24 protein-coding genes are annotated in these 26,376 nt (G+C 62.7%); 11 read left to right on the forward strand and 13 right to left on the reverse strand.

The window, feature by feature from the left end; translation table 11 throughout:
• Window positions 1–41 precede the first annotated feature (41 nt).
• Window positions 42–2,969: a CHAT domain-containing tetratricopeptide repeat protein gene (locus tag GLL_RS18505; RefSeq protein WP_164929325.1), complete on the forward strand. Its 2,928-nt coding sequence runs from the start codon at window positions 42–44 to the stop codon at window positions 2,967–2,969.
• Between the two features lie 211 nt (window positions 2,970–3,180).
• On the opposite strand, the gene GLL_RS18510 is transcribed toward GLL_RS18505, so the two are convergent.
• Complete coding sequence (locus tag GLL_RS18510; protein ID WP_164929326.1) at window positions 3,181–3,474, reverse strand: winged helix-turn-helix transcriptional regulator; 294 nt, start codon at window positions 3,472–3,474, stop codon at window positions 3,181–3,183.
• A gap of 159 nt (window positions 3,475–3,633) precedes the next feature.
• Here GLL_RS18510 and GLL_RS18515 point away from each other — a divergent pair, with 159 nt between their 5' ends.
• Window positions 3,634–4,305, forward strand: a complete 672-nt coding sequence (locus GLL_RS18515; protein ID WP_011143580.1) for an alcohol dehydrogenase catalytic domain-containing protein — start codon at window positions 3,634–3,636, stop codon at window positions 4,303–4,305.
• On the opposite strand, the gene uvrC is transcribed toward GLL_RS18515, so the two are convergent.
• The 5 genes from uvrC to GLL_RS18540 form a co-directional block, all read right to left on the reverse strand.
• Entirely contained in the window at window positions 4,248–6,134 is a 1,887-nt protein-coding gene (uvrC, locus tag GLL_RS18520; RefSeq protein ID WP_011143581.1) for an excinuclease ABC subunit UvrC, read from the reverse strand. The genes GLL_RS18515 and uvrC overlap by 58 nt on opposite strands.
• A 7-nt stretch (window positions 6,135–6,141) precedes the next feature.
• Complete coding sequence (gene queF / locus GLL_RS18525; RefSeq protein ID WP_011143582.1) at window positions 6,142–6,555, reverse strand: preQ(1) synthase; 414 nt, start codon at window positions 6,553–6,555, stop codon at window positions 6,142–6,144.
• Window positions 6,556–6,630: 75 nt separating this feature from the next.
• A complete protein-coding gene (locus GLL_RS18530) occupies window positions 6,631–7,263 on the reverse strand; it encodes a Uma2 family endonuclease (protein WP_164929327.1) in 633 nt (210 codons plus the stop codon).
• A gap of 129 nt (window positions 7,264–7,392) precedes the next feature.
• On the reverse strand, window positions 7,393–8,172 hold the full coding sequence (locus GLL_RS18535) for a hypothetical protein (protein WP_165444153.1): 780 nt from the start codon (window positions 8,170–8,172) through the stop codon (window positions 7,393–7,395).
• A 176-nt stretch (window positions 8,173–8,348) separates the two neighbouring features.
• Entirely contained in the window at window positions 8,349–9,017 is a 669-nt protein-coding gene (locus GLL_RS18540) for a MarR family winged helix-turn-helix transcriptional regulator (RefSeq protein ID WP_011143585.1), read from the reverse strand.
• Between the two features lie 61 nt (window positions 9,018–9,078).
• Between GLL_RS18540 and GLL_RS18545 the strand changes: the two genes are divergently transcribed.
• A complete protein-coding gene (locus GLL_RS18545; protein WP_164929328.1) occupies window positions 9,079–9,228 on the forward strand; it encodes a hypothetical protein in 150 nt (49 codons plus the stop codon).
• Window positions 9,229–9,298: 70 nt separating this feature from the next.
• Here GLL_RS18545 and GLL_RS18550 read toward each other — a convergent pair whose 3' ends face one another.
• Both GLL_RS18550 and GLL_RS18555 read right to left on the reverse strand, forming a co-directional pair.
• Window positions 9,299–9,946, reverse strand: coding sequence for a DUF3386 domain-containing protein (locus tag GLL_RS18550; RefSeq protein ID WP_164929329.1), 648 nt, complete (start codon window positions 9,944–9,946; stop codon window positions 9,299–9,301).
• Window positions 9,947–9,982: 36 nt separating this feature from the next.
• Window positions 9,983–11,992, reverse strand: coding sequence for an NAD(P)/FAD-dependent oxidoreductase (locus GLL_RS18555; RefSeq protein WP_011143587.1), 2,010 nt, complete (start codon window positions 11,990–11,992; stop codon window positions 9,983–9,985).
• 448 nt (window positions 11,993–12,440) lie between these two features.
• Between GLL_RS18555 and GLL_RS18560 the strand changes: the two genes are divergently transcribed.
• Window positions 12,441–14,063, forward strand: coding sequence for a peroxidase family protein (locus tag GLL_RS18560; RefSeq protein ID WP_164929330.1), 1,623 nt, complete (start codon window positions 12,441–12,443; stop codon window positions 14,061–14,063).
• A gap of 122 nt (window positions 14,064–14,185) precedes the next feature.
• On the forward strand, window positions 14,186–14,410 hold the full coding sequence (locus GLL_RS18565) for a hypothetical protein (RefSeq protein ID WP_011143589.1): 225 nt from the start codon (window positions 14,186–14,188) through the stop codon (window positions 14,408–14,410).
• Window position 14,411: 1 nt separating this feature from the next.
• On the opposite strand, the gene GLL_RS18570 is transcribed toward GLL_RS18565, so the two are convergent.
• The 3 genes from GLL_RS18570 to GLL_RS18580 are packed head-to-tail and all read right to left on the reverse strand — an operon-like array spanning window position 14,412 to window position 17,698.
• Window positions 14,412–16,637: a TonB-dependent receptor gene (locus tag GLL_RS18570; RefSeq protein ID WP_011143590.1), complete on the reverse strand. Its 2,226-nt coding sequence runs from the start codon at window positions 16,635–16,637 to the stop codon at window positions 14,412–14,414.
• Between the two features lie 8 nt (window positions 16,638–16,645).
• Window positions 16,646–17,404, reverse strand: coding sequence for an ABC transporter ATP-binding protein (locus tag GLL_RS18575; RefSeq protein WP_164929331.1), 759 nt, complete (start codon window positions 17,402–17,404; stop codon window positions 16,646–16,648).
• A 21-nt stretch (window positions 17,405–17,425) separates the two neighbouring features.
• Entirely contained in the window at window positions 17,426–17,698 is a 273-nt protein-coding gene (locus GLL_RS18580) for a hypothetical protein (RefSeq protein ID WP_164929332.1), read from the reverse strand.
• Between GLL_RS18580 and trmFO the strand changes: the two genes are divergently transcribed.
• The 3 genes from trmFO (at window position 17,697) to GLL_RS18595 (ending at window position 20,365) form a co-directional block, all read left to right on the forward strand.
• Window positions 17,697–19,046, forward strand: coding sequence for an FADH(2)-oxidizing methylenetetrahydrofolate--tRNA-(uracil(54)-C(5))-methyltransferase TrmFO (gene trmFO / locus GLL_RS18585; protein WP_164929333.1), 1,350 nt, complete (start codon window positions 17,697–17,699; stop codon window positions 19,044–19,046). The genes GLL_RS18580 and trmFO overlap by 2 nt on opposite strands.
• Entirely contained in the window at window positions 19,046–19,687 is a 642-nt protein-coding gene (locus GLL_RS18590; RefSeq protein ID WP_011143593.1) for a riboflavin synthase, read from the forward strand. The genes trmFO and GLL_RS18590 overlap by 1 nt, the downstream gene beginning before the upstream one ends.
• A 264-nt stretch (window positions 19,688–19,951) precedes the next feature.
• Window positions 19,952–20,365 carry a GFA family protein gene (locus GLL_RS18595; RefSeq protein WP_011143594.1) on the forward strand — a complete coding sequence of 138 codons (414 nt, stop codon included), beginning with the start codon at window positions 19,952–19,954 and terminating at the stop codon, window positions 20,363–20,365.
• Window positions 20,366–20,375: 10 nt separating this feature from the next.
• On the opposite strand, the gene GLL_RS18600 is transcribed toward GLL_RS18595, so the two are convergent.
• The gene (locus tag GLL_RS18600; RefSeq protein ID WP_011143595.1) at window positions 20,376–20,846 is read right to left on the reverse strand and encodes a hypothetical protein; all 471 of its coding nucleotides are present in this window, start codon (window positions 20,844–20,846) and stop codon (window positions 20,376–20,378) included.
• Between the two features lie 23 nt (window positions 20,847–20,869).
• Window positions 20,870–23,296 carry a sucrose synthase gene (locus tag GLL_RS18605; protein ID WP_011143596.1) on the reverse strand — a complete coding sequence of 809 codons (2,427 nt, stop codon included), beginning with the start codon at window positions 23,294–23,296 and terminating at the stop codon, window positions 20,870–20,872.
• 100 nt (window positions 23,297–23,396) lie between these two features.
• Between GLL_RS18605 and GLL_RS18610 the strand changes: the two genes are divergently transcribed.
• The 3 genes from GLL_RS18610 to GLL_RS23330 are packed head-to-tail and all read left to right on the forward strand — an operon-like array spanning window position 23,397 to window position 26,376.
• On the forward strand, window positions 23,397–24,284 hold the full coding sequence (locus GLL_RS18610) for a metallophosphoesterase (RefSeq protein WP_011143597.1): 888 nt from the start codon (window positions 23,397–23,399) through the stop codon (window positions 24,282–24,284).
• A 59-nt stretch (window positions 24,285–24,343) separates the two neighbouring features.
• Entirely contained in the window at window positions 24,344–25,951 is a 1,608-nt protein-coding gene (locus tag GLL_RS18615; RefSeq protein ID WP_011143598.1) for an AlkA N-terminal domain-containing protein, read from the forward strand.
• Entirely contained in the window at window positions 25,834–26,376 is a 543-nt protein-coding gene (locus GLL_RS23330) for a methylated-DNA--[protein]-cysteine S-methyltransferase (RefSeq protein WP_164929334.1), read from the forward strand. Before GLL_RS18615 ends, GLL_RS23330 begins: the two co-directional genes overlap by 118 nt.

A 26,376-nucleotide genomic window follows, 5' to 3' on the forward strand; every position in this document is an offset into this window, starting at 1 on the left:
TTGGGGGCGGCCCGGGTTTAGACATGCGGAACTCGTTGTCAATGCAAAAGCGAAAACAAGGGTGTGAGCAATCTGCGCAAGACGGCACCGGGCTGTGGAAATTTCGGGTGTGGGCAGCGGCGGTAGTCCTGCTCGGCCTGGGGCTGGGAATCGGTACGATCCCTTTCGTTCTACCGACCCGGATCCATGCGGCCGAGCAGCCGGAGGCGCTTGCGGAGGCAGAGCGGCTCGCGCAAAAAGCCAAAACCCTGCAGGAGGCGGGGCGATACACAGAAGCGCTTGAACCGGCAAAGGCAGCCCTTGCGCTGCGCGAGCAGACCCTCGGCCCGGAGCACCCGGACGTTGCCGCAAGTCTGGACAGCCTGGGGAGCCTCAACAGGCAGCTGGGAAATTACCGACAGGCCGAACCGCTCTTCAGACAGGCTCTGGCGATGCGTGAAAAGTTGTTGGGGTCGGAACACCTCGACGTGGCCAATTCGGTCAATAACCTGGCAGTGATGTACATATCGCTGGGCAAATACACCCTTGCGGAGCCCCTTTTTCAGCGCTCCCTGGCCATTCGGGAGCAGCAGCTTGGTGCCGATCACGCCGTTGTAGGCGAGAGTCTGAACAACCTAGGGGTGCTCTACTGGAGGCAAGGTAAGTTTGTGCAGGCGGAGCCGAACTACCTGCGAGCTCTAACCATTGCCGAGAAGTCTCTGGGTCCCCGACACATCCAGACTGCGCAGCGCCTCGACAATCTGGCGCTGCTGTACCGCAACCGGGGCGGTTTGCGTCAGGCGGAACCGCTGCACCAGCGTGCCCTGGCGATCTTCGAGCAATCGCTTGGTCCTGAGCATCCCACCGTCGCCACCAACCTCAACAACCAGGCAAGTTTGTACACCGTCAGCGGCGATTATCCGCGCGCGGAGCAGCTGCATCGCCGTGCCCTGGCCATTCGTCTGAAGTCTTTTGGCGCGGAGCACCCGCTCGTCGCCTCCAGTCTCAACAATCTTGCTGAGCTGTACAAAAAACAAGGAGAACTCTCCAGGGCCGAACCGCTGTACCGGGATGCGCTGACGATCCGCGAGAAGATTTTCGGACCCGAACACCCCGATGTCGCCACCACTCTCACCTGGAACGCCGAACTGTTCATGTACCAGGGTCGTTATGCCCCGGCGGAATCATTACTTCGCCGGGCTCTAGCCATTGAGGAGAAGATTCTCGGCTCAGAACACTACAATGTGGCCGACACGCTGTTCGTTCTCGCTCAACTGCACATGGCCCAGAACCGCCACGCAGAGGCACTTGCGATCCTGGCCCGCAGTATCCGTATTCAGGAGCGCAACTTTGCCCCGTTGATAAGCACCGGCTCAGAGCTCGAAAAGCAGGAATTTCTGGCTGGCATGAACGAGCTGAGTGATGGCGCGCTGTCGTTGCACCTGCAGGCGATGCCGGGGGATGCCGATGCTGCCCGCCTCGCCTTCGCGGTGATCCTGCAGCGCAAAGGGCGCATCCTCGATATCCTCAGCGAGGATCTTAGCGCCCTGCGCCGCCGCTTGAACCCGCAGGAGCAAGAGTTGCTCGATCGGTTGACGGAGGTGCGCTCGCAGCTTGCGGCCCTGGTTTTCAAAGGCGCCGACACCGACGCAGGCGAACCGTACAAAGAAGAAATCGCCCGCTTGCACAGGGAGGCGGAGCAGCTGGAGAAATCTCTCGCGCAGCGTAGTGCGGCTTACCGATTGCGCAGCGGCGCTGTGCATGTCGAGGCGGTGCAACGGCAAATTCCTGCCGAGGCCGCGCTCGTCGAAATCGTGCGCTATCGGCCGCTCAATTTCAAAGCCACGAGCCCCGCCGACGAGTGGGGGCAGCCTCGCTACGCCGCCTACGTGCTGCTTGCCCAGGGCGATCCGCAATGGGTCGATCTCGGTCCGGCCGACCCCCTCGACAAATTGGCAATGCTGTTCGGGGAATTGGTCGGCCGACAAAGCGCCGATTTGCCGTTGGTGCGCAAACTGGCGCGCACCATCGATGAACGGACGATGCGCCCCGTCCGCACCAGGCTCGGCGGCGTCAAACACCTGCTGCTCTCGCCGGACGGGCAACTGCATACTCTGCCTTTCGGCGTGCTGGTCGATGAACAGGGCCACTATCTCATCGAAAAGTACACCCTGAGCTATCTCAATGCAGGGCGGGACTTGACCCGCCTGCAGGAGCGGGCTTCAGATCCCCGCGAAGCGCCTCTGGTGGTGGCCGGTCCCGATTACGGTCGCTCCCCTGCAGCTTTGCAGGCACCCTCGACCGCCCCCTCCACCCGTTCGGGGAGCCTGGGGCAGCTGCAGGTGGGACCTTTGCCGGGAAGCTTGCAGGAGGCGAAGGTGCTGGCGGCCCTGTTGCCGGGGGCGCGCACGCTCACCGGTCCCAAGGCGACCGAGAACACCCTCAAGCAGGTGCGCGGACCGGGTTTGCTGCACCTGGCCACCCACGGCTTTTTCTTGAGCGATACCGGGTTATTAGGCCGCAAGGGGACCAGCGAGGTACTCCAGGAAAATCCGCTCTTGCGCTCCGGTCTGGCGTTGGCCGGGTTCAATGCCCGCTCCAGCGGCAGTGAGGACGGGGTGCTCACGGCACTGGAGGCGGCGAGCCTCGACCTGCAGGGCACGCAACTGGTGGTGCTCTCGGCCTGCGACACCGGACTCGGGCAGATTTACAGCGGCGAGGGCGTCTACGGCCTCAGGCGCGCCTTCGCCGTCGCCGGTGCCCGCAGCCAGGTGCTCAGTTTGTGGCGCGTGGACGACCGGGGCACCCAGGAAATGATGGCGGGATTCTACCGCAACCTGCTTTCCGGCCAGGGCCGCAGTGAGGCGCTAAGGCAGGAGCAGTTGAAGATGCTGGGCAGTAAACGCTATCAACACCCGTACTATTGGGGTGCGTTCATCGCCTCCGGGGACTGGCGGCCTTTGAACAAAACGCTGCTTACCGGGCGTTAAGGGCCAGGAACTTCCATCCGTCCGCTCCTGGCGAATATCGGGCCGGACGAAATGGATGATCCCTCAAAGGACGCCTTGAAGGGCGCGGGGAGGACAGTTCCCAGCGGATTGGCGGGCCTGTGGAGTGAGGGTAACAGTACCCACCCACCGCAGATGAGCTTCCCACCTCTCAAGACTGAACAACAGTTTACTGCGTAGTACCTGTATTACGTCATTTCTCCGGGTCCGAGACCTCCCTTTGCAACTGCTCGATGGAATCGAGCACGTCGACGAATCGACGGCCGAAGTCGGTAAGGGTGTACTCCACGTGCGGCGGAATTTCTGGGTAGGAGCGCTTCTCAAGCAGGCCGTAACGCACAAACTCACCCAAGCGGTCGTTCAAAACTTTTGTGGACAACCCGTCGAGCGAGCGTGCCAACGCCCCCGGCCGGTGGACTCCACGGCGCACCTGATTGAGGATCTCCAGGGACCACTTGCAGCCGAGCGCCTCCTCGACTATCCGCATCACCGTCGGCCGCGCTTTGCGGCTAGTGCACGGATTGCCCCTGCGACGAAATTGCAACCATTTCGAGCCTACCCCACCAAAAAGTGCTTACTTGTGTTGATTGATCAGGACACCTAATTTTAGGTCATGACTGAGCACAACGTTCTTCAGGAGGGCAGCATGCAAGCTGCAGTGATCGAGTCGTTCGGGGGACCACAGGTGTTTGAATACCGACACTTGCCAGTACCGGTTCCCAAAGGCCGCGAGTTGCTCATTCGGGTCAAAGCCACCTCCGTCAACCCCCTCGACTGCCAGATCCGGCGGGGGAATTACAAGGAGCAGGTGAGCCTGCCCGCCATCCTTGGCCACGATGTCTCCGGCGTGGTGGAAGCTGTGGGTGACGCCGTACGGGACTTTGCCGAGGGCGACGAAGTCTTCTACGTTCCGCGCATTTTCGGTGGTCCGGGCAGCTACGCGCAATACCATGTTGTGGAGGAAGCCATCGTTGCCCATAAACCCGCCAACCTCTCGCACGCTCAAGCAGCAGCACTTCCTCTGGCGGGTGGAACCGCCTGGGATGCCCTGGTGGTGCGGGCTGCCCTGCGCGTGGGGGAGTCGATTCTCATCCATGCCGGTGCCGGTGGTGTCGGGTCGCTCGCGGTCCAACTGGCCAGGGCGATGGGGGCACAAAAAAGCCGAGTGGCACGCTTATCTGCGGCAGCCCATTTCAGCAACCGGCAGATACACGAACAAGCGTACCGCCGCAGTGTTCCAGGGTGCTTGGGGCACCGGAATCAATTGGCAGCTTGCTCGGCTTCCAGTGCCCTTGCCACTGCTTCCGGCTCGCCGTGAAAGTACGTGTGAATCACTTGCGCTAGACGCGAGCCGATGCCGGGGGTCTTGGCAATTTCCTCGAAGCTCGCCTTTTCGAGTACCGGCACCGAGCGGAACGTATCGAGAAGGATCTTGCGCTTGGCAGGGCCGATGCCGGGGATATCATCCAGGCTGGAGCGGGTCATCCGCTTGCCGCGCTGCTCGCGGTGGAAGCTCACCGCAAAGCGGTGGGCCTCGTCGCGGATGCGCTGCAGCAGGTGCAAAGCCGGGTCGCCCTGCGCAATCAGCACCGGGTCCGAACGCCCCGGCAGGAAGACTTCTTCGAGGCGCTTGGCCAGGCCAATCGTGGGCACATCGCCGTAGGACAGCTCTTCCATAACGGCGCGGGCGGCCGAAAGCTGTCCTTTGCCGCCGTCGATTACCACCAGATCCGGCAGGTCTCCCTCCGGTTCGCTCTCGGCACGCGCAAAGCGGCGGGAGATCACCTCGGCCATCGAGGCAAAGTCGTCCGGACGGCCCGCCACGATGCGCGGATCGCGGATTTTGTAGTGGCGGTAGTACTGCTTGGCGGGCGCTCCGTCCACGAACACCACCCGCGAGGCGACGGTGTCGGTGCCCTGGATGTGGGAGATGTCGTAGCACTCCATGCGCCGGGGAACGCTCGGCAATTCTAGAGCCTCCGCCAGGTTGAGCAGCCCCTTTTCCTGGCGGCGGGAGAAGCGCTCCAAGCGCTGCAACTCGGCCTCGGCGTTGCGGGCCACCATCTCGACGAGTTCGGCTTTGATTTGACGCTGGGGGGCATGGATTTCGACTTTGCGGCCTTTTTTCTCGGCAAGCCAGGTAGCCAGAATATCTGCCTCTGGCAGCGGATGCTGGGTGAGCACTTCGAGGGGAATCTCCTCGGAAGCCGAGGCGCGGTAATGCTCTTCGAGCACGCGCTGGAGGATGTGGCCAGGATCCTCGCCGGAAGCGGCGGCCGAAAAACCGAGCCGGCCGATGAGCTTGCCCGAGCGCACCTGAAAAAGCTGAATCGAGACGAGGGCGGCGTCGGCGGCCAGGGCGACCGCGTCGCGGGAGACCGAACTGTCGGGAACGGTGATCTTCTGGTGGGCACCCAACTGGTTGAGGCCGGTGATGCGGTCGCGCAGTCGGGCGGCATGCTCGAAGTTCATCGCGGCGGCGGCCGTTTGCATCTGGTCTTCGAGTTGGGCGAGGAGTTCTGCGGTGCGCCCCTGGAGGATCATCTGGATCTGACGGATGGTGGCGCGATACTCCTGGGGCGAAATCAACCGCTGGCAGAGGCCCGGACAGCGGCCCATCTCGTAGTTGATGCAGGGGCGGTCCTTAAAGACGGGGGTATTGCGCTGGCGCAGGGGAAAGAGTTTTTTGAGCAGGCCCAGGGTGCTGTGCAACGCCCCCGCGTCGGTGTAGGGACCGAAGTAGCGGTCTTCCGGGTGGCCGCTGCCGCGGCGGCGGGTGACGAAGATGCGCGGGTACTCCTCCGACCAAGTAATGCACAGGTAGGGGTACTGCTTGTCGTCTTTGAGCAGGACGTTGTAGCGCGGCTTGTGGGTCTTGATCAGGTTGTCTTCGAGGACGAGCGCCTCCGCCTCGGTGTCGGTGAGAATCAGTTCGAAGTCGTGGACCTTGCCCACCATGATCGCGATGCGCGGCGAGTGGTCGTGTCCGGGCTGGAAGTACGAGCGCACCCGGTTTCTGAGATTCTTGGCCTTGCCGACGTAGAGAATCTCCCCGGCCTCGTCGCGCATCAGGTAGACGCCCGCCGAGGTGGGCAGCAGTTCGAGCCGCTCTTTGAGGCGTTCGGGGTCGGCGATGAGGTTGGGCATGCAGGTGTCAGGTGCCGGGTCGGGTATGGCGGGCTTCGACCACCATGTGCACGTTGCCGCGCGGGTTGAAGTCGCCCTTGATCTGCACGCGCAGCGGGTCGGCCGCGGCCACGAAATCGTCGAGCACGACGTGCACCACTTCCTCGTGGGAGATGTAGCGGTCGCGGAAACTGTTGACGTAGAGCTTGAGGGCCTTCAGTTCGACCACCTTCTCGTGGGGAACGTAGGTGAGATAGATAGTCGCAAAGTCCGGGTAGCCCGAGAAAGGGCACTTGCAAGTAAATTCCGGCAGGGTGATGTGGATGTCGTAGTCGCGGCCGGGGCGGGGATTGGGAAAGGTAATCAGTTGGCCTGCTTCGATAGCCCGCTCACCGTACTTGACTGGTTCGGCGGGGGTTGGGGCGACTGGCAGATCGCTCATAGCGGGGATTCCTCCGGCGGCGTGGGTACCCTGTGGCGTCTGGGTTTGCGCCATTACCATTTAAACCCATGGCCTTTAGAGATTACTGATGTAGCGCATCGCTGAGGCGTCACCCTCACTCTGGCCGCGCCTGAGGGCTTCGGCCAGGGCCGACGGTTCCAGGCCCACGAGCACTCGTGAATGTTGGATCGCTACCAGCCCGCTTTCACCCTCGGCTGTGCCGAACATGCGGACTTCAACGGCCTCGACGTCCACCACCCAGTACTCCCCTACCCCCAGCCGGGTGTACAGTTCCCGCTTGGCGTCCAGATCGTCCGCCAGGGTGCTTGCTGAAATTTCGATGGCCAGCACCGGCGCCTGGACCGTCTCCAGGTCGATCGGTCTGTTGGAGCGAGCGGGGCGGGCGCCAGCCTGTCCTGCGAAATACGCTAGAGCCGGTTGCGCTTCTTGCAGGCCGGTCTTCCTGAGCGTGACGTTGATGTAGCTGTACAGAGGCAGCGCCCGGATGAGTAGCCACTGGGCAATGATCGAGGCGACAAGGCCATTGTCCTGGGCGTGGGACGGTCCGACCGGCGACATCTCAACGCGCATCCAGCCGCTGTTGTAATAAAACTTGGCCTTCACCAGAGCCGGATCGCCCTCCAGGGCCAGCAGATACTCCCAACTGGCCGGTACCCAGGTGTCCTGCAGGAAAGCCGGTGTTTTCATTTTCCAAAGGCTCCGCAACCTGCCCCATTCTCTGAGCACATCATACTCAAGCGTCCCTGCTGTTCCGACCACTCCCGACTCTAAAGAACCGTCCGGGGGTAGGCACCCCGGGCGGAAGCTGCAGGATGCTTAGCGGATCTTACCGGGCAGGGTGAGTTTGCCTGAGGCCACATCGAAGACGTTGGGCACGCGCCACAGCGGCTTGTGCAGATTGGCGTTGACGCGCAGACCCGCGGTTACACCGTCGAAGGATGCTCCTTTGACAGCGCCGATGTTGTCAAAAGGAACACGTACCTCGACTGTGCGGGTGCCGATGGCGGGCGAGTAACCGGGGCTGTCGATGAAAATAGGCACGCCGGGCCAGGTCTTGGGCAGGCGGGGTTTGACCCCTTCGGGCAAATCGCGCACCTTCAGCATGCCGGGCATCGTCTCGTCGGGGACGAGCACCACCCAGTGGGTGTGCCAGGTGTTGCCGTCGTTGTCGAGTTTGCCGTCGCCGTTCTCGTCGAAAATGGGTGTGTCGTCGAAGTCCGGGTGGGTGGCGACCGCGAAGGCGAGGATGCCGCTTTTGGCTTCGAAACCGACCTCGGCTGGGTCGATCGAAGTCGGCCAGACATAGGCGTAGATCTCGGTGCCCGCGTACTTGCCGGTGGCGGTCGGTTTGGCGGCACCCGCCTTACCGCTCACCTCCATGCGGAAGACGGCGACGTTGCCCTCGGTGGCGATTACAGTGCGGACAATGTCCCACTCGGGCTTCACCGCACCGCCCGCGGGCGCCTCGATGGTGCTTGCATCGGCGGTAGTGCTGGTGGCAACAGGGGTGAGGGCCTCGTGGGCAAAGGCCGTGCCGGTAATGAGCGCGACGGAGGCTGTGCCGGCCAGCAACAACGAACGAAGCATACTCGACATGGTGAGATCTCCTTGGATTCGATGGATAGACGGGAATCTGCGCAAAGCGAGCGCGACCGCCCGCTCTGCCCGCAACACCTGATTAGGAAAATCAGCAATGAAACTTGTCGGGGCTTGGGAAGGCGCCTTTCAAGCCGGCGGTTGTTTGGACTGCTGCTCAAAAACCACCGTTACGATCACAATGAGCTGTCGGATTGTGATTGTGCACGGATAAAAGTTGACCAGTTGCGGTCGGCCAGTTGCGGCTCGGCCCTCTCGTAATCCGGGCACTCCACGCGCAGGTTGCGATCACCGAAGGGCGCGTCGACGAAGGCGCAGTGGTGCGGAGTGTTCGAACCTGGATAGCTGTGGGGTCGAAAGTAGCGACAATTGACACACATCCGCGCCGGGAGAATCTGGCCCTGCTCTTGCAGAGAACGGATCATCTTGATAAGACATCGAGTCATTGCCGCCTGCTCGCCCGGCGCCAGGGTACCGGCCGCCTCCAGCAGGCTCGCGGGCCACTGCACCAGGCGGTTGGCCTGGGCTGCTCCCGCTTCGGTCAATGTCAAAACAAAAGCCCGGGCATCCTGTGGCGACAGAGTTCTGGCAACCAGGCCCTTGCGGATAAGGGCACCCACAGCGTCGCTCGCGGTGGCCGGGGTGACGGACAGTTCCCGAGCTACTTCCGACATACGTACCACCTCTTGAGAACGAAGGTGCAACAGCTTCAAAATCTGGACCTGGGTAGGCGTCAGACCCATTTCGCCCGCCACCTGCCAGGTCTCTCCCTTCATGACTGTGGCAATCCGAGCCAGCCCATCGAGGACTTTGCTCTCGATCGCGCCGGGGACTTCTTCAAACATCCCGCTTGCCTCATCGGCAATTTATTTAGGACTCCTAAATAATAGGCGTCTTTTGGCTTTCTTGTCAACAGGATGGCTCCCAAACCTGTCGTTCGAACCGAGCAAGATCCTCACCCAGGTCGAACCGATGCTCTCGGCGATCGATGCCTACAAAGCTCTCGACCTGCGCCAGCCGGGTTGGGTGAAGGTGGAACTGGTGCCGGGTAGGTAGCTGCGTTTGTGCTGGATGGTTGGAATCGGCGTCGGGTGTCGGCCAGCTCGGAGCGACACCCGAAACTCTGTTACTGCACTGGCCGCAGGTTGGTGAAGGTGATCTCGGTGACGGTCGAGGTGTCGCCTTCGCGGCTGTGGACAACCTGCCTGGTCATCACCCAGTAGCCTTCGTACTCTTCGTAGGTGTCTTCGAATCTGCGCTGGGCGGTCACTTCACCGCTCTGGGCGTTGCGGAACACGGCGTTGTAGGCGGTCGAAAGATAACCGGTGGAGGTATCGATCTTGGCCAGGTGGTTGATCGTGAAGGCCATGCGCCCCATTGTCCGGGAGACCTGGACGACCTGGTTGTCGCGGATTTTGTAATTCGAGCCCATCGCGTCGCCGCCCACGGTCACCGGCAGCGCCCCGGTCTCGTCGGCTTCACCGTCGAAACTGAAGGTGTGTTTGCTGTGGGCCGCTTCGAAACTGGAGCGCTTGCGGTGGACAACCACGTCTTTGAGCTGGTTGTAGAGCCATTCCTGCGCCTTGGCGTCAGCGGTCTCGACGCGCACGCTCAAGTCTTTGAGGATGGCGGCGGTGCCGGTGTGGGTTTCGTCATTCAGCACCAGGGTAAAATCCGCCTCGAAACCCGGAAAATCGGCATCCCAGGTGTAGCGGTTCTCGTAGGCTGCCCGGAACACATCGGCGGCCGAGGGCTGCGTCTGCACTTCACTCATCACTGGTTCTCCCGCATTTTTTGCAACGAGGTCATCTTAACTGAGAACAAATCCGGTGCGGGCCGGGCGGCCGATACCGTAGGTGAGCCGGTAGCTCCAGGCCAACAGGCGATACCAGAGGCGGGGATTGGTCTTTTCGAGGCGGTGGCGGGCGGAGCGCACCACCTCCGGCAGCCAGCCGCCCAACACGGCACTCTGCAGCGAATCGAAGGCAAAGCGGCCGTAAGCCGGAAGCCAGTTGACGAGGGTCTCGGTGCCCACCACGTCCACGGCCCAGGTAAGGATGCGGGGGTTTTTGAAGGCAGCGCGCAGGGCCAGATTCGTAAACTCGATCCAGCCCAGGCGGTCTTTGAGAAAGGCGTCCACCAGGCCGGGGGGGCTATCGGCCAGGATATCGAAGTAGATGTTGAGAATAGCGTTGATGCGCTCGGGCGAGAGCCGCCTACCGGTGGGCACCATCATCGCCCGCGAAAAAAGCCAGGTGACGGCGATGTTGCTCTGGGAGGCGCGCACGCAGTCGAGATCGGCGGCGGCGAGCAAATCGTGCTGCAAGGCCGTGTGCAACAACTCGCACAGCCGGGGCAAATTGCGCACCAGCGAGCCGAAGCCCGTGAAGACCAAAGGCGACTGCAGCGAGGCGGCATCGCCGATGGTCAGCAACCGGTCGAAGGCCACCCGCCGCTCGTGGGTCTCCAGGGCGGAGCCCGCCGGGATGTAGCCGAAGGTCGCCTTTTTCAATTCGAGCGCACCGAGATCGCAGCGCTTGTACTCGGGGAGGATCGCAAAGAAATCCTCGTAGAGATCGAGCAGGCTGCCGGGGTTGTCGGGGTGGATCTGATGGTAATAAAATAGATAAATCGCCATCTCGTCGCCCTTGCCCGGGAACAGTTCCCAGATGAGCTGGCGGCCCCGCGAGATGTCGCCGTGGGAGCAGAGCACATCGCCCAGTTTGAGGTCCCACACCCCCGGCTTGAAGCCACTCACCACCGCCCCCACCGTCGGGCAAACGGAGTCAAAAGCGCGGCCGCCGGTGAGCTGTAGGGCAATCGGCGAAGCCGATCCCATCGCGTCGATGCACAGCCGCCCACCCAGGCGCAGCCGCTCGCCGGTGCCCAGTTGATGGGCTTCGACGACCAGACCTTCCTCCCAGACGTGGATGCGATCGAACTCGGTGCAGTCGAAAATATCGCCGCCGTGGGCGCGCACCTGTTCTCCGCACAGGTGCAACAGCTTCTCGGCATCCAGGGCGACGTTGAGGACCGTCGGGGTGTGCAGCAGTTTGCCCTTGGCCCGGGGCGGCACGTTGCCGTCGTAGAACTTGTTGAGCCCGTCGTAGTACTCGTTGAGGATGAGCCCTTCGACCTGCTCGCGGCCAAACAGTCCCAGTTCGACGAGCGATTCGAGTTCGCTCCTGGAGATGTTCCACTCGCGGTTCATCCCGCCGAACGGGCCGCGCTCGATCACCGCCACCCGCCAACCGAGGCGGGCCATGGCGGCGGCGTGGATGATCCCGAGGGCGGCGCCGCAGTAGATCAGGTCGTAGGTGATGGGCGGCGGATTGGCGGGGCGGCTTTTGAAGATGACCGGTTCGGGTGCCGCCAGGCGGCCTGCGGCCCCTTCGCGCCAGCGCTTTTCCCACCAGTAGGCTTTTTTGAGGGCGTACTCGCCGTTTTCCATCCGGGTCTCGAAGTAGTGCACCGTGAGCGGATAGTAAGGGCGCAGCGCCTCGAAAATCGACTGACCCCCCAGGTCGATGGTGGGCAGTTCGGGGTAGGCGAGCGGAAAAGCCGCCTCCAGCCGCGTCTTGAGATCCGACACCCAGCCTGCCTCGGCGGCGCTTGGCTTATCACTCCACCGAAAGACTTTGAGATAAGTGGTCCGCTGCAGTTCCCACACAAAGCAGACCCACTCGGCGTCCTCGTAGCTGAGCCGAAAGCCGTCCGGCGTGGGCGAGGGGGTGCCGAAGGCGGGGCGAAAAGTGACCTGCAGCCACTCGCGCACCTTCGCCGTCGGTGCCGGAACTTCCAGGTAGAGCAGTTGTTCCATCGAGACCGTGCGATTCTCCTGACTTCAGAGTAGTCGCTCCGGGTCGCCTGCGGCCTGGAAGCCCCATGGATCGGCCGTCGGGCCTGCGCCCACGGACGTTTCGACAGCAATGCATAATTCAAAATGCACAAATCTACAGTCGATCAGCACCGAATCGACTACTGTCCTGCCGACGAGCATCCCGCTTGTCGGCGCGAATGATTTTCCAGGGCGGCAAGAGAACGAATGTCCCGGCGGATGTTCGGTTATTGTCGGCAATCATTTCTCAACAACGGCCATGACCGGCACGGCCCTAGGGCCTCGCGGGCGGTCGCCGCGTCGATCCAAATCGTCAGTCCGCGTTTTGCAAGCCGAAGCTTGCGGCGCGCCTGCCCGGGTATGACGCTTGGTGCCGACGGGCCGCTCTGTATCCAGACCTCTCGATTCAATCCATCATCGGGTGACGAAGATGACCAGTACCCAAGACAGACCCACCTCCGTCCCTCCTTCTGCGAGCCGCCGCGGACCGGAGGTCCGCCGCCACGGCCACGCACCGCGCACCGGTGAGCAGTACCCACTGGGCGAGTTCGTGCCCTCCGGCAAGTTCGGCCGCATGTTCGCCCGTCTGCGTCCGCTGTTGCCCCCAAACGAGGCGCTCATCGAACTGGGCCTGGCCATGGGCGACGTCGAACCGAACACCCCCGAAGGGGACAACCCCGAGGTGCCTGCGGGTTACACCTACCTGGGCCAGTTCATCGACCACGACATCACCTTCGACACCACCTCCCTGCAGGAAACGCTCATCGATCCGCAGGCGCTCACCAACTTCCGTTCGCCGATGCTCGATCTCGATTCGGTCTACGGCTCGGGCCCGGCGGTGCAGCCCTACCTCTACCGTCAACCTCCTGCCGCTACCGACCCGGTCACGAACATCCGCCGCACAGGCCCGGTGGAGGAATTGCTGGTCGGTTTGACCAACACCCAGCCCGGCGCCGGTGATGCCGACGTACCGGTCTCCCAGCCCAACGACCTGCCGCGCAACGCCGAGGGCACGGCGCTGTTGGGCGACCAGCGCAACGATGAGAACCTGATCGTCGCCCAGTTGCACGTTGCTTTTTTGAAGGCCCACAACAAGCTCGTCCGCCTCATCCGCAGCGGCGAAATTCCCAGCGAGTCGCCCGAGCGCAAGTCCCCCTTCGAGGAGGCCCGCGATTTGCTGATCTGGCACTACCAGTGGATCGTGCTGCACGACTTTCTGCCCCGCATTATCGAGCAAGGGCAACTGGATGACGTACTCAAAAACGGCCGCCGCTTTTACCAGTACAAGGATTTTCCGTTTATCCCGGTGGAGTTCTCCGTGGCCGTCTACCGCCTGGGTCACAGCATGATCCGCTCGGTCTACGACTACAACCGGGTCTTCACCCCGCGGCCGGGTGGGGTGACTCCGGCCACCCTCGATTTGCTGTTCCGCTTTACGGCCAAGTCGGGTGAGCCGAACGATTTTGCCAACGTACCCGTTCCGAGCGACTGGATCATCGATTGGCGCCGATTCTTTGATCTCGATGCCTCTCTGCCCACCAACCCCAGCCGCAAACTCGATCCATTCCTGGTGGAGCCGCTCAGCGTGTTGCCCAACGTCGAGGGGCAGGGCCGCCCGGACGCTTTTGCCTCCCTCGCCGTGCGCAACCTGCTGCGCGGCAAGATGGTCGGTCTGCCGCCGGGCCAGTCGGTGGCCCTGCGCATGGGCATGGAGCCGCTGAGCCCGGAGCAAATCGCCCAGGGTCCGGACGGCGCGGTGGCCAAAAAGCACAACCTGCACATCGAATCTCCCCTCTGGTACTACGTCCTCAAGGAGGCCCAGATCAAGCACGGTGGCCGCCGCCTCGGCCCGGTTGGCAGCCGCATCCTGGCGGAGGTGTTCGTGGGTCTGCTCGAAGGTGACAGCAGTTCCTTCCTCAACCGCTGCCCCACCTGGAAACCCAAGCGGCCCATCGCCCGCGAGGACGGACGCTTCACCGCCGCCGACTTGATCGCCTTTATGGGGGACGTCAGTCCGATTGACGGTCTGGCCGATCCTGCCGGCAGAAGCTGATTTCGCGATTTTGTCGTTCTCCCTGCTCCCACGGCCGATCCGGTAGGTTGGCCGTGGGTTTCTTGCCGAAACGATTGCTGAAAAATCTAATGAGTAGGAGGACGCAACTATAAGGAGCTGCAATGGAGGCCCATAGTTTTCAAATCATCGTGGTCAAGGACGGATCACTGAGTGTTGAGGGCTTGCCAATCAAAGCGGGCGATGTCTTGGAAGTAACGATTTCGATTCGGTCTTCGATACCTGCGGGTGAAAATCGCAGTCTTTATCCCTTGAGGGGTACCTCTTTCTTCTATGAAAATGCCTTCGAGCCCCTTGCTGCCGAAGACTGGGATATTCTGCCAGCTTGATTCAAAACTCCGTGGCAAGCGAGGCGAAAATCTGGGCACCGGGGGCGTTGAAGGTTGTGAAAGGCTCGCGATATAGAGCGTCGGTAAGATTGGTCACCCCGATCCCCAGGCGGGTTGCCCCGCTCAAAGGCACGCCCAGATCAAAATCGAGGACGGTAAACCCGTTGCCTTGACCGGCCGGGGCGGTGGCGAAGTAACTGGGTACGTTGCGCAAGATGGCCTGGGCGTAGAAGCCGGAGCGCTCCTGAAAGCGCAGCCCGATGCTTGCTGAGGCGGGCACGAGCTGATAGCCCTGGGCAGAGCCGATGCGGGTACCGGTGTCCTGGTCGTAGGCGGTGACGGTGCCGTAGCTGCCAAATACAGTCAGGCCGTCCACGATTTCCCAGGACGCCTCCGCCTCGTAGCCGTAGCCCTGCACCCGCCGAATGTTGGCCGGCAGCAACACCAGCCCGCCGAACTCGGGCAGCGCCTGGGCGACGATTTTGTTATCGAAGTTGCTCAGAAAATAACCGATATCGGCGCGCAATCGGCCCTGGCGCACCCTGATGCCGATATCGTAAGTCTCGGAGCGCTCGGTGGTGAGGCCCGGATTGCCGAGGGTGACACCGACGCTTTGGGGTCCGCCGTACAACTCAAAAAAGTTCGGGTTGCGGATGGCCCGGCCGTAACTGGCGCGTAGCGCATAGCCTGGAGCGAATTCCCAGGTGAGGCCCGCCGCTGGGATGAGTTCACTCGTCTCGCGCACGTTGCCCGGAAAGCTATCCGGCGGCAACGGGAAGGGGCAAGGCACGCCAGGAGGCAAAAAAGGCAGCGGACAGACCGGGTTGAGGGCGGTGGCTTGCGCCGCTTGGCGGTAGTTGTCCCAGCGCAGACCGGCGGTGAGGTTGAGCCCCGCAGCAATCGGCACGGCCGCCTGGGCGAAGGGGGCGATGGAGCGCTGGGAGCCGCTCGGGCGTTGGGGAGTCGAGTCGGCGACGCCGCCGGTCAATTCGGTGTCGTTGTTGGAGTAGCTCTCGTTGTAGGCGTCGAGCCCCCAGGTGAGCTTGGCGGCTCCCAGGGTGCTCACGAACTGGGCGATGCCGCCCAGGCTGGTGAGAATCGGCCGCTGGTCTTGCAGCGAAGTGGGGATCAATGCCCCGGGTCCGGCCTCAAGGAAGATGTTGTTGCGGAAGTTGCGCTCGAAGCCGGTGTAGTAGAGCCGCGCCTGAAATTCGCTTCCGAGCAGATTTGCGTTGCGGTAGGTGAAGGCGTACTGGTCGCGGTTGCGGTAAGGAAAGGAAAAATCGAACACCGCTCCGCTATCAGAAACGATGGGCAACAGCAGATTTTGCGTGCGCGAGGCGAGAAACTCGAATTCCAGCTCGCTTTTGTTGTCGAACTCATAGGTGAGGCGGGCCAGATAGTTCTGAGAATCGAAGCGGTTGCGCACCTGGGTCTTCCCGGTGGCATCCAGGTAATCCCCGACGTTCTGGCTCGAAAAGCGCGTCAGGTAGCGCAGATTGCCCGCTTTGCCGCTCAGGCCGATCCCGGTGCGAAATGTTTCAGAACTGCCGAAGTCGAAGTTGGCGCTGAGGCGCGCGGTCTGCTCGGTAACACCCCGGCGGGTGATGAGGTTGATGACGCCGTCCACCGCTTCCGTACCGTACAGCACCGAGGCCGCCCCCCGGATCACCTCGATGCGCTCGATTTGATCGACCGGAAAATCAAGCAGATAGTCTTCGGTGCCGTTGGTATTGTTGCGGCGGATGCCGTCCACCAAGATGAGCAGCCCCGACTGGGAGCCGCGCCCCCCCAGACCGCCCCGCAGGCGCGGCTGGCTGATGAAGCGGCCCCCCGTAAACGACTGGCTGAAGTTGGGGACGGTATTGAGCAAGTCCGCGATGGTCGTGGCCCGCGCCCGCCGCCGGTCGATTTCTTCTTTGGGGATCACGGTGATGGCAAGCGGCGTACTCAGATCGCTCTGGGTGCGGCGGTTGGCCGTCACGTTCACATCTTCCAGGACAAAGTTCGAGACCGGTTCTGCAGGAGTACTCCCAGGTGCCGGAGCTTTGGAGGGAGGCTCCGGGAGCGGCTGCTGGGTAAGCAACCCCGCTTCGGTGGCCGGCCGCTCAAGCTCGGCCAGGTGCGGTACTTCAGCAGCCGGGGCAACTGGGACACAAACAAGGCACCAGGCGAACGCAGCCGCGTTCCACCGTCCCGCAAAGTGCGGGCGGAATAAACCATGCATGGGCGCAATTACTCCGAAAGAATCCGAATAGGAAAGACCTGCAGGCCGAAGGGCGTCTCGAACCGATAGAACTCGACCCCCATCGCCCGCTCCAACAGCGGTGCTGCGAGCACCTGTCCGGGAGTGCCGCCGGCCACCGGCCGGCCGTCACTGAGCAGCAGCAGACGCTCACAAAAGCGCGCCGCCAGATTGAGATCATCAAAGACGGTCACGACCGCCAGATTCTCGGTGCGCTTGAGATCGGCGAGCAACTCCAACAGCGCCAGTTGCTCGCGCGCATCGAGGGCGATGGTCGGATCGTCGAGCAGCAGCACCCGCGGACTTTGCAGCAGGGCCAGGGCCAAAAAAAGCCGCTGGCGGGCAGCGCCAAGCAGCGGCTCGGCCAACCGGTCGGCCAGATCACCCACCCCGGCGCGCGCCAGCGCCCAATCCACCGCTTTGCGATCTTCGGCCCCCAACCGGCAGCCGCGCGAACCGGCCCGCGCCAGCGCCGCCGTCTCCCACACCGTGAGGCCCGTGGGTGCCAGGCCGCAGGGAATCAGCCCGAGCGCCTGGGCGGCCTCCAAAATGCCGCCCGACTGCAACAGCCGGCCATCCAGGCGCACCACCCCGCCGAAGGGGGCCAACAGCCGGGCCAGCAACCGCAACATCGTCGATTTGCCCGCCCCGCTTGCCCCAATCAGTCCCAGCCATTCCCCCGGCAGGACGTGCAGGTGCACATTGCCGCCGTCTGCCATCTGCAAGGGTGCCTGTGCAAGCGTTTCCATCACTTGAGGTGCTTCGGCCATCTATTGAGAAACTTCACTAACAGAACTGGAGACGAGACCCACGGGCATGGGAAAACCCAAAGCAATTGCCCCCGCAACGACCAACCCTATGGACAGGCTGGCCACCGCCGCTTTGCCCGCCCGGAAGGCTGCTGCGAAAGCCGCCTTAATGGTCAGACTAAGTTTATTGATAGTCTTTGTCAACAACTCCGGGAAAATTGTCGCGGCGGCCGGTTTGCGGCTATGGGCGGCGGGGGGATGGCACACTGGAGTGGTCGTCGAAACGTTGGCCATGATCGAGCCGGTGAGAGTGATTGGGGGCGGTATTGCCGGGGCGGAGGCGGCCTGGCAGTGTGCGCGCGCCGGGGTGCCGGTGGTGCTCTCGGAGATGCGGCCGGTGCGACCCAGTCCCGCCCACCACACCGACCACCTCGGAGAACTGGTGTGCAGCAATTCCTTCGGGGCGATGGCCACCGACCGGGCGCCGGGATTGCTCAAAGAAGAACTGCGGCGGTTGGGATCGCTGGTGATCGCCGTGGCCGACGCCCATGCCGTCCCGGCGGGGGGGGCGCTGGCGGTGGACCGGGCGGTCTATACCCGGGAACTCACCGAGCGTGTGGCCAACCATCCGCTCATCGAATTGCGCCGCGAGGAGGTGACGGAAATTCCCGCCGCGGGGCTCGTCGTCTTCGCCACCGGCCCGCTCACCTCCGAGCCGCTCGCCCACGGTCTGCAGGCGCTCACGGGATTGGGGTACTTGAGCTTTTTCGACGCCGCAAGCCCGATCGTCGCGGGCGAATCGTTGGACACCGAAAAAGTCTTTCTGGCCTCGCGCTACGACCGGGGAGAGGCGGCTTATTACAATTGTCCGATGAGCGAGCCCGAGTACCGGGCGTTCTGGGAAGCGTTGGCCTCGGCCGAGCAGGCTGAACTCAAAGAATTCGAGCACGAGGAGCGCAAATTTTTTGAAGCTTGCCTGCCGGTGGAAGAACTGGCCCGCCGCGGTTACGAGACGCTCCGCTACGGCCCGCTCAAGCCGGTGGGACTCACCGACCCGCGCACCGGCCGCTGGCCCTTTGCCTGTGTGCAGCTCAGGCAGGAGGACAGGGCGGGTCGCCTCTGGAATCTGGTCGGCTTTCAGACCAACCTCAAATGGGGCGAGCAGAAGCGCGTCTTTCAGATGATCCCCGGTCTGGAGCAGGCCGAGTTCGTCCGCCTTGGGGTGATGCACCGCAACACATTTTTGTGCTCGCCCCATCTGCTTGCCCCGACGCTGCAGTTTCACGCCCATCCCCGGCTACTGGCCTGCGGCCAGCTCACCGGCACCGAGGGCTACACGGCGGCGGTGGCGGGCGGTTGGCTCGCGGGGACCAACGCCGCCCGCCTGGCTCAGAGTAGAGATCCGCTGGTCTTGCCGGTCGAGACGATGGCGGGGGCGCTGGTGGATTACGTGAGCCACGGCGATCCGAAAACCTTCCAGCCGATGCCCCCCAATTTCGCCCTGCTTCCCGAAATTACCCCCCGCATCCGCCACAAGCAGCAGCGCTACTGGGCCTACCGCGACCGCGCCCTGGCTGCAATTGACACCTTCGGCCGCACCCACGGGCTTGGCGCCGCCCCTGCGCTTGCGAGGGCCAACTGATGTTCACCGGCATCGTCGAGGAGACGGGCACTCTGCTGGCTCTGGGCAGTGAAGAAATCGCCGTTCGGGCTGCGAAAGTGCTCAAAGACGTGGCCCTGGGCGACAGCATTTCCGTGGACGGTATTTGTCTTACCGTCGTGCGCTTCGACCGCGACAGTTTCACCGCCGGTCTGTCGCAGGAGACGCTCGATCGCACGACGCTGATTGGCCGCATCCCGGGCGACGCGGTCAACCTCGAAAGTGCGCTGCGCGCCGGGGGCAAGCTGGGCGGCCACATCGTCACCGGCCACATCGACGGCGTCGGCCGCTGTGTGGCGGTTCATCCCGCCGGCCTTTCCTGGGAGATCGACTTCGAGGCGCCGCCGGCGGTGGCCCGCTACATCGTCGAAAAAGGCAGCATCGCCATCGACGGCATCAGCCTGACGGTGGCCGCCTGCAACACTGCTGGCGATTGGTTCCGGGTAGCGATTATCCCCCACAGCTTTGCCGAAACAACCTTGGGTGCAATCAAACCCGGTGACCCAGTCAACCTGGAGGCGGATCTCATCGGCAAGTACGTCGAGAAGCTTCTGGGCGGCAGTAAACGTGACAGCCAGGAAAACCTGACCCCTGCCTTCCTGGCCGAGCACGGTTTTCTATAAGTGCAAGCCGTTCTTGAATTGATCCGATCGGTGGTCTTGCAGAGGTTTAGACTGAAGGCATCCAGAAAGAACAAGCCTGTGACTCAGAATATTGAAGCGACGTTCGACGGAACGGTGTTGCACCCCGAAAAACCACTGCAACTCCAGGCCAACACCCGAGTCGGTCAGACTTCAACAGGAAATACGTAACCATTTCGCTGATTGCTGTGCCTACTGTCAAACAGCAGAAATGCTCACAAAACCCAATCACTCAAGAATTTGCTTGTGCGCCACAATAGCCAGAATTTGACAATCTACGAAGGCGGTTGCCACTGCGGCGCTGTGCGCTTTCGCGTGGCGGTGGAAAAGCACGAGGCGGACGATTGCAACTGCTCCATCTGCCGCAAAAAAGGATTCCTGCACCTGATCGTGCCGAACGAGCGCTTCACGTTGATAAGCGGCACCGATGCCCTAAGCACCTACACGTTCAACACCGGCGTGGCCAAACACACCTTCTGCCGGGTCTGCGGGATCCACCCGTTCTACCGGCCCCGCTCCCACCCGGATGCCGTGGACGTCAACGTGCGCTGTCTCGACGGCGAGGTGCTCGAAAAGTTCTCGATTGTCCCATTCGACGGAGCGCACTGGGAGCAAAGCATGGAGCAGGCCCAACTCCAGGGGCGGTGGCAGAGCAATTGAACGATTGCCGTCAGCGGCCGACGCGGATGGCCCGCCAGAACATGCCCATCGCCCCGCCCACCACGAAGACAATATCGAACAGCAACCGCGCGGTGTTGCCGATAAATTCACCGACAAATTGAACGGGTTCGCTCGCCTCCAGTGCTAAACCCAGCAGGGGAGGCAGGTTCTGCAGCGCGATTCCCAGAGCCCAGCCCACCGGAAAGGCGGTGAGCGAAACGGTGAGCACCAGTGCCCAACCGATGCCGTTGTCGATCATCTGCCGTGAGAACAGACGGCTGAAAATCAGCCGGGCGAGCACCCCGCCTGCCACTCCGCACAACAGCGGCACGCCGACACCGACGAGGGTGGTGCGCAGCGGGCCGGGGGTGGCAAAAAACACCACCACCAACAGCGGGCAGATCACCAAAAGCCCGAGATCGGCGAGCACGGCGCTCCAGGCGATCTCGGGCCAGGGCAGAAGCTTGATGCGTTGCAGCATGGCATCGGGTGCGAAGGTCTGCCTTATTCTATCGAATCGCGCTGGAAGTGCCGCTCCAGCAACTTCTGCGCCCGCGGCCTGAAGAGCAGATAAAAGAGCATCTCGACGTAACGGAGCAGGTCCTCGCGGTTCTCCTGGGAGCCGTAGTTCCAGAAGCCGTAGATGCGTGCCAGGGTCAGCAAGCGGGTGGTGTGGATTTTCCAGGTGTAGGTGCTGTAGACCCGCTGGACGGCCCGCTCGGAGATTTGCTGCCAGTAGGCGGGATTGGCCTCGCACTTGCTCACAAATTCGAGCAGCTTCTCCGCCGTCTCCTCCAGGGCATTGGGGTTGATGAGAAACCCGTTGACGCCGTCCTGGATAATTTCGAGCGGTCCGCCGAAGCGCGTCGCAAAAGTAGGCAATCCCGAGATCATCGACTCAAGAATCGTCAGACCGAACGCCTCAAAAAGGGCCGGCTGCACGAAGATCCCCTGGCGATCGGCGATTACCCGATAGATTTCGCCCGAATCGACCTTGGCCAGGCGCACCCCCAGCCAGCGGATTTTGCCGTCGAGACCGTAGCGATCGATGATCTCGTAAAGCCGGTTGATCTCGGCAATTTCCTCGCGGTCGGTGGAATCTTCGGCGCGCAGTTTGCCCGCCACCAGAATGAGATTGCAGCGTTCCTGCAGGGCGGGGCTGCGACCGAAGCACTCCGCCAATCCGGTCAGGTTCTTGATCCGATCGAGGCGGGCCATCGAAAAGAGCGGGCGCTTGCCGGGATCGACCAAATGGCCATAGGCCTGGTCGGGATCGTCGAGGCTGAAAAGCAGTTGTTCGAGCCTTTCGCGGTCGCCCGGGGTGCGGTCCTCGGCGCGGGTGTAGGGAAAATAGATGTTCTCGTTGACCCCTGGGGGTACCACGTTGAACTTCGGATTGAACAGATCGATCCCCGAGACGACATGGTACAAATCGGGCATCGTGAAGGTGCGGTGCGACTCGTACTGCCCGACGCTGTCGGCGGTGCCGGCGATCTCCTGGTAGGTGCTGGTGACGACGAAGTTGGCGGCGTTCATCGCGATCAGATCGGCGGTAAATTGCAGCGAGAAATGGTACTGCTCGTCGAGTTCTTCCCACTGCAGATTCGAGTAGGCGTACTTCGCTTTTTCGAGGGCGTGGGCGATGATGCACTGGGTCACCCCGAGCCGCCGCGCCAGCAAAAAAGCGACCAGGTTGCCGTCGGAGTAATTGCCGACGATTAGATCGGGCCGTCCCCGCAGTTCGGCCATCAGTTCTTTTTCGGAGTCGATGGCGAACGACTCAAGGTAGGGCCAGATCTCGAAGCGCGAGATCCAGTTCTGGGTCACCGCCGGATTGAACTCGCGCAGGGGCACCCGCAAAATCCAGACGTTGTCGGTGCCGTAGACTTTTTCGAGCCGCTGGTTGGAGCGGGTGCCGTCGTTGTTGGGGATGAGGCGGGTGAGGATGACTACTTTGGGGTTGGGTTCCAGACCGGCCAGGGTGTGGTCCTCGATGAGCTGCTTTTCCAGACTGCGCGCCTGGTCGAGCACGTAGACCACCTGGCCGCCGGTGTCGGGGCGGCCCAACACGCCCTCCTGGCCGAACCAGCCGTGGGGAGAAACGAGCACCACCCGAAAAACCATCGGGATGCGCGAGATAAACGCTTCGAGCGTCTCGTGGTCGGGCGAATCGAGCAGCGCATCCAGAATTTCGAGCGTCTCGCGCACGCGGGCGGCGGTGTTGCCCCAGCCCGGCTCGAAGCCGAGCGATTGCAGGTCGAAGCGGAAATTGGCGTAGGGCTCTTCGGGGCGGCGGGCGCTCACAAAGGCGATGACGCGCTTGAGCTGCGCGCTCAGCTGACTCAACGTCTGGATACGCTCGTTGATGAGCAGTTGGCTGCCGTTGTGGCGGTGCAGCCGGAGAAACTGAAACAGCCGCTGCTGCCACCTGCCCGGATCTTGGAAGAGTTTGCTCGACAGGAAGCGGTTGAGAAACTGCACCCCCTTGCCGATATTTTTGGAGTCGCGGATGCTCGGCGAGAAATCATAAAACGGCTGAAAATCCAGCTCCAGCACGTCGCCGTCCTGGGGACGGAAGCGGCCCGCGGTCTGATCGCATAGATCCAGGTACTCCTGGATGCTGAGCGGTTCGACGCGCAAATCTTCGCGATTGATGCGGCAATACTCCTGCCGGGCGATTACCGGCCGCAACACCAGACAGAGACTCTCGTTCTCGAGAATAAATTCCTGGGTAAAGTAAATGAGTTGGCCGAGCAGCGATCCCGAGAAAAAACTATCTTCTTTTTGGGCCTGGGAGCAGTATTCCGAGAAGACCCGCAGAATATCGCTTCGCAACAAGTAACGCTTTTCTTGTTGGTACAGTAAGCCGATAAACTGGCGCAGGTCTGCCTTTTCCTCGCTGTCGATGACCGTCTGGATCAGGTCGGACATACAATCTCCTCCCGTTGTCTCGTGTACCGATGTTAAGCCAGCGACGGCAGAAGATGCTTTACGCTGGATCGATATCAGCCCTACGGAATACTTCCCCAGTATGCTCACCAGACGCCAACTCCTGCTCGGGGGCTTCGCGGCCGTGGGCGGCGGCGCCGTCGTCCTGCCCGCCTGGGCGCTGCACGAGGCCGATTCGTTGCAGTTTGAGCGGGTGCCGGTCCAGGTGCGCGGCCTCGACCGGCCGCTGAAAGTGGCGCAGTTGAGCGATATCCACTGGGATCACGCCAATGTGCCCTGGCGTTCGATCGAGCGGGCGGTGGAGATGGTCAACGCCCTCGACGTCGATCTGGTGGCCCTCACGGGCGACTTTGTCACCCACCATCCGCAGCCCATCCACGAACTGGCCCCAGTCCTGGGCGCTCTGCGCTCCCGCCACGGCAGCTTCGCGGTACTGGGCAACCACGACAACGTCCGCTACGACTCACGCCGCAAGATCAAAAAAGCCCTGGAGCGTTCCGGGATCGCGGTGCTCGAAAATCGCTGGACCCGGGTAGGCGAACTGGCAGTAGGCGGCACGGGCGATCTCTGGTTCGGCCCTTACGACCCCGCGCGCGTACTCACCCCATTGCGGGGCCGCACCCCGACACTGTTGCTCTCCCATAACCCCGACACCTTCTGGCGGCTGGGGGACTTTCGTATCGACCTGCAACTGTCCGGCCACACCCACGGCGGGCAGGTGCGGTTGCCGGGCCTCGGTCCGGTGCTCGCCTTGAACAATCGTCTGAGCCGAAAGGTGAAAGACTACTTGCCGGAACTGGCCGCCGCCTGGCCTTACAAAGGCTGGGTGATCAAATCGAACGCCTGGGCGGGGCTGTATCAACAGGCCGACAACCAGCTTTATGTGTCGCGGGGAATGGGCCGCTTCAAGCGTCTCAGCATCGGCTGTCCGCCGGAGGTGACGCTCATCGAGCTGTCGCCTGCGGCCTGAACGCCGGTGGTGTCCGAAAACGGCCAGACATCGTCTTTTTGGTCGATTAGGCTTGGCATATGGATATCGACCACCTGGCCTGCTACCGGGCCGTTCTGGCGCGGGATGAGCGCTTCGACGGCCGCTTCTATACGGCGGTGAAGACGACCGGCATCTACTGCCGACCCGTCTGCCCGACGCCGCCTCCCAAGGCGCACAACTGTATGTTCTTCGCGAGCGCGGCGGCTGCACAGGCGGCCGGATTTCGGCCCTGTATCCGCTGTCGGCCGGAACTTGCCCCAGGCCATGCAGGCTGGAGCGGCACGCACGAAACCCTGCGCCGAGCAATTTCGCTGATGGCCGAGGGAGCCCCCGAAACCGAAAACCTCCCGGACATCGCCGCTGCCGTCGGTGTCGGCGAGCGACAACTGCGGCGCATTTTTCGCGAGCAAACGGGCGCCTCGGCGATCGAGTTTAAGACCGTACACCGCATCCTCTTTGCAAAAGCCCTGATCGTCGATACAGATCTGGCCATGGCGGAGATCGCTTTCGCTTCCGGTTTCGGCAGCATCCGTCGATTCAATGCGGCTTTCCAGCAAATGTATGGTCGTCCGCCCCACACCCTGCGCAAGCAAGGATGCATTGCCGGTGGCTGCGGCATTGTCCTGCGCCTGGGTTATCGCAAGCCGTTCAACTGGTCGGCGTTTCTCGCTTTTCTGGCCCCCAGGGCGATCCGCGGGGTCGAAGCGGTAACCGGTGAAACCTATCGGCGCAGCCTGCGGGCGGCGGACGGTGCGGCCCTCGTGACCGTTACCGATGATCCGCAGGCCGGGGTGCTGGTTGCGCGTGTACAGAGCGACCGGGTCGCAGCACTTTCGGCCGTTGCCGCCCGACTGCGGCGCTTTTTCGACCTCGACGCCGATCCGGCCGCAATCGCGGCTGTCCTGGGTGCCGACCCACTTCTCGCTCCGTTGCTCGAAACCGTGCCAGGCCGACGGATACCGGGGACCATGGACAGCTTCGAGCTGGCGGTACGCGCCATCGTCGGGCAACAGGTGAGCGTCACGGGCGCCCGCACCATTGTGGGCCGTATCGCCGAGCGCTGGGGTGAGCCGCTCGACCTGCACCTGGGCGCGTTGCCGCCGGATGGGCCATTGCTGTTGTTTCCACAGGTGCAAGCCCTGGTGAACGCTCCTTTGGAAGATGTCGGCGTCATGCCCGCCCGCGCCCGGGCGATCCGTGCACTTGCAGCGGCGCTGGTAGAAGATCCAGAACTGTTAAATCCGGCGCCTCCCCCGGCACGGACGGTCGCAAGGCTCCTGCAACTGCCGGGCATCGGACCCTGGACGGCTCAGTACGTGGCCATCAGGGCCTTGGGAGATCCCGACGCCTTTCCGGCAGGCGACCTTGGCCTGCTCAAAGCCACCTCGTCAGGCAGGCCACACCTCACCCCGCGCGCGCTGGAACTGCGCTCCCAGGCTTGGCGGCCGTGGCGGGCCTACGCCGCAATCCACCTCTGGGCATCCCAAGCGGCCACAACCGACAAGCACGAAGGGGAAGGAGAAGGGTCATGTCACAGACGCAATCCATCGACAGCACTCTACAAGTCGGGAACATCCCAACACCGCTCGGAACCTTACGGTGTAAGGTCAACAGCGACGGTGCCCTCGTTCACCTCGACTTCATAGAAAAGAACGAACTGCAGGGTGTCCCGCGCCCGCTGGAGCGATACGAAACCGTGACCTTGCAACCTGAGGCGGTGGCAGCAGTCGCCTCACAGCTTCAAGCGTATTTTGCAGGGGAGCGCCGAAGCTTCGATTTGGCCCTGGCGCCGGTCGGCAATGCCTTCCAGCAAACCGTCTGGAGGCAACTGTGCCGGATTCCCTACGGGGTCACGATCACCTACGGCGAACTCGCCGGCCGCATCGGCAATCCGAGCGCGGCCCGGGCGGTCGGCCGGGCCAACGCCCTCAATCCGATTGCGATCGTTGTACCCTGCCACCGGGTGATCGGTTCGGACGGCAGCCTGACGGGCTACGCGGGCGGCCTGGCGCGCAAGGCCGCCCTGCTGGCGCTCGAAGGGACAACGCTCAACCTGGGGTGGTCCCCCTGA

Source organism: Gloeobacter violaceus PCC 7421 (assembly GCF_000011385.1).
Classification (GTDB): Bacteria; Cyanobacteriota; Cyanobacteriia; order Gloeobacterales; family Gloeobacteraceae; genus Gloeobacter; species Gloeobacter violaceus.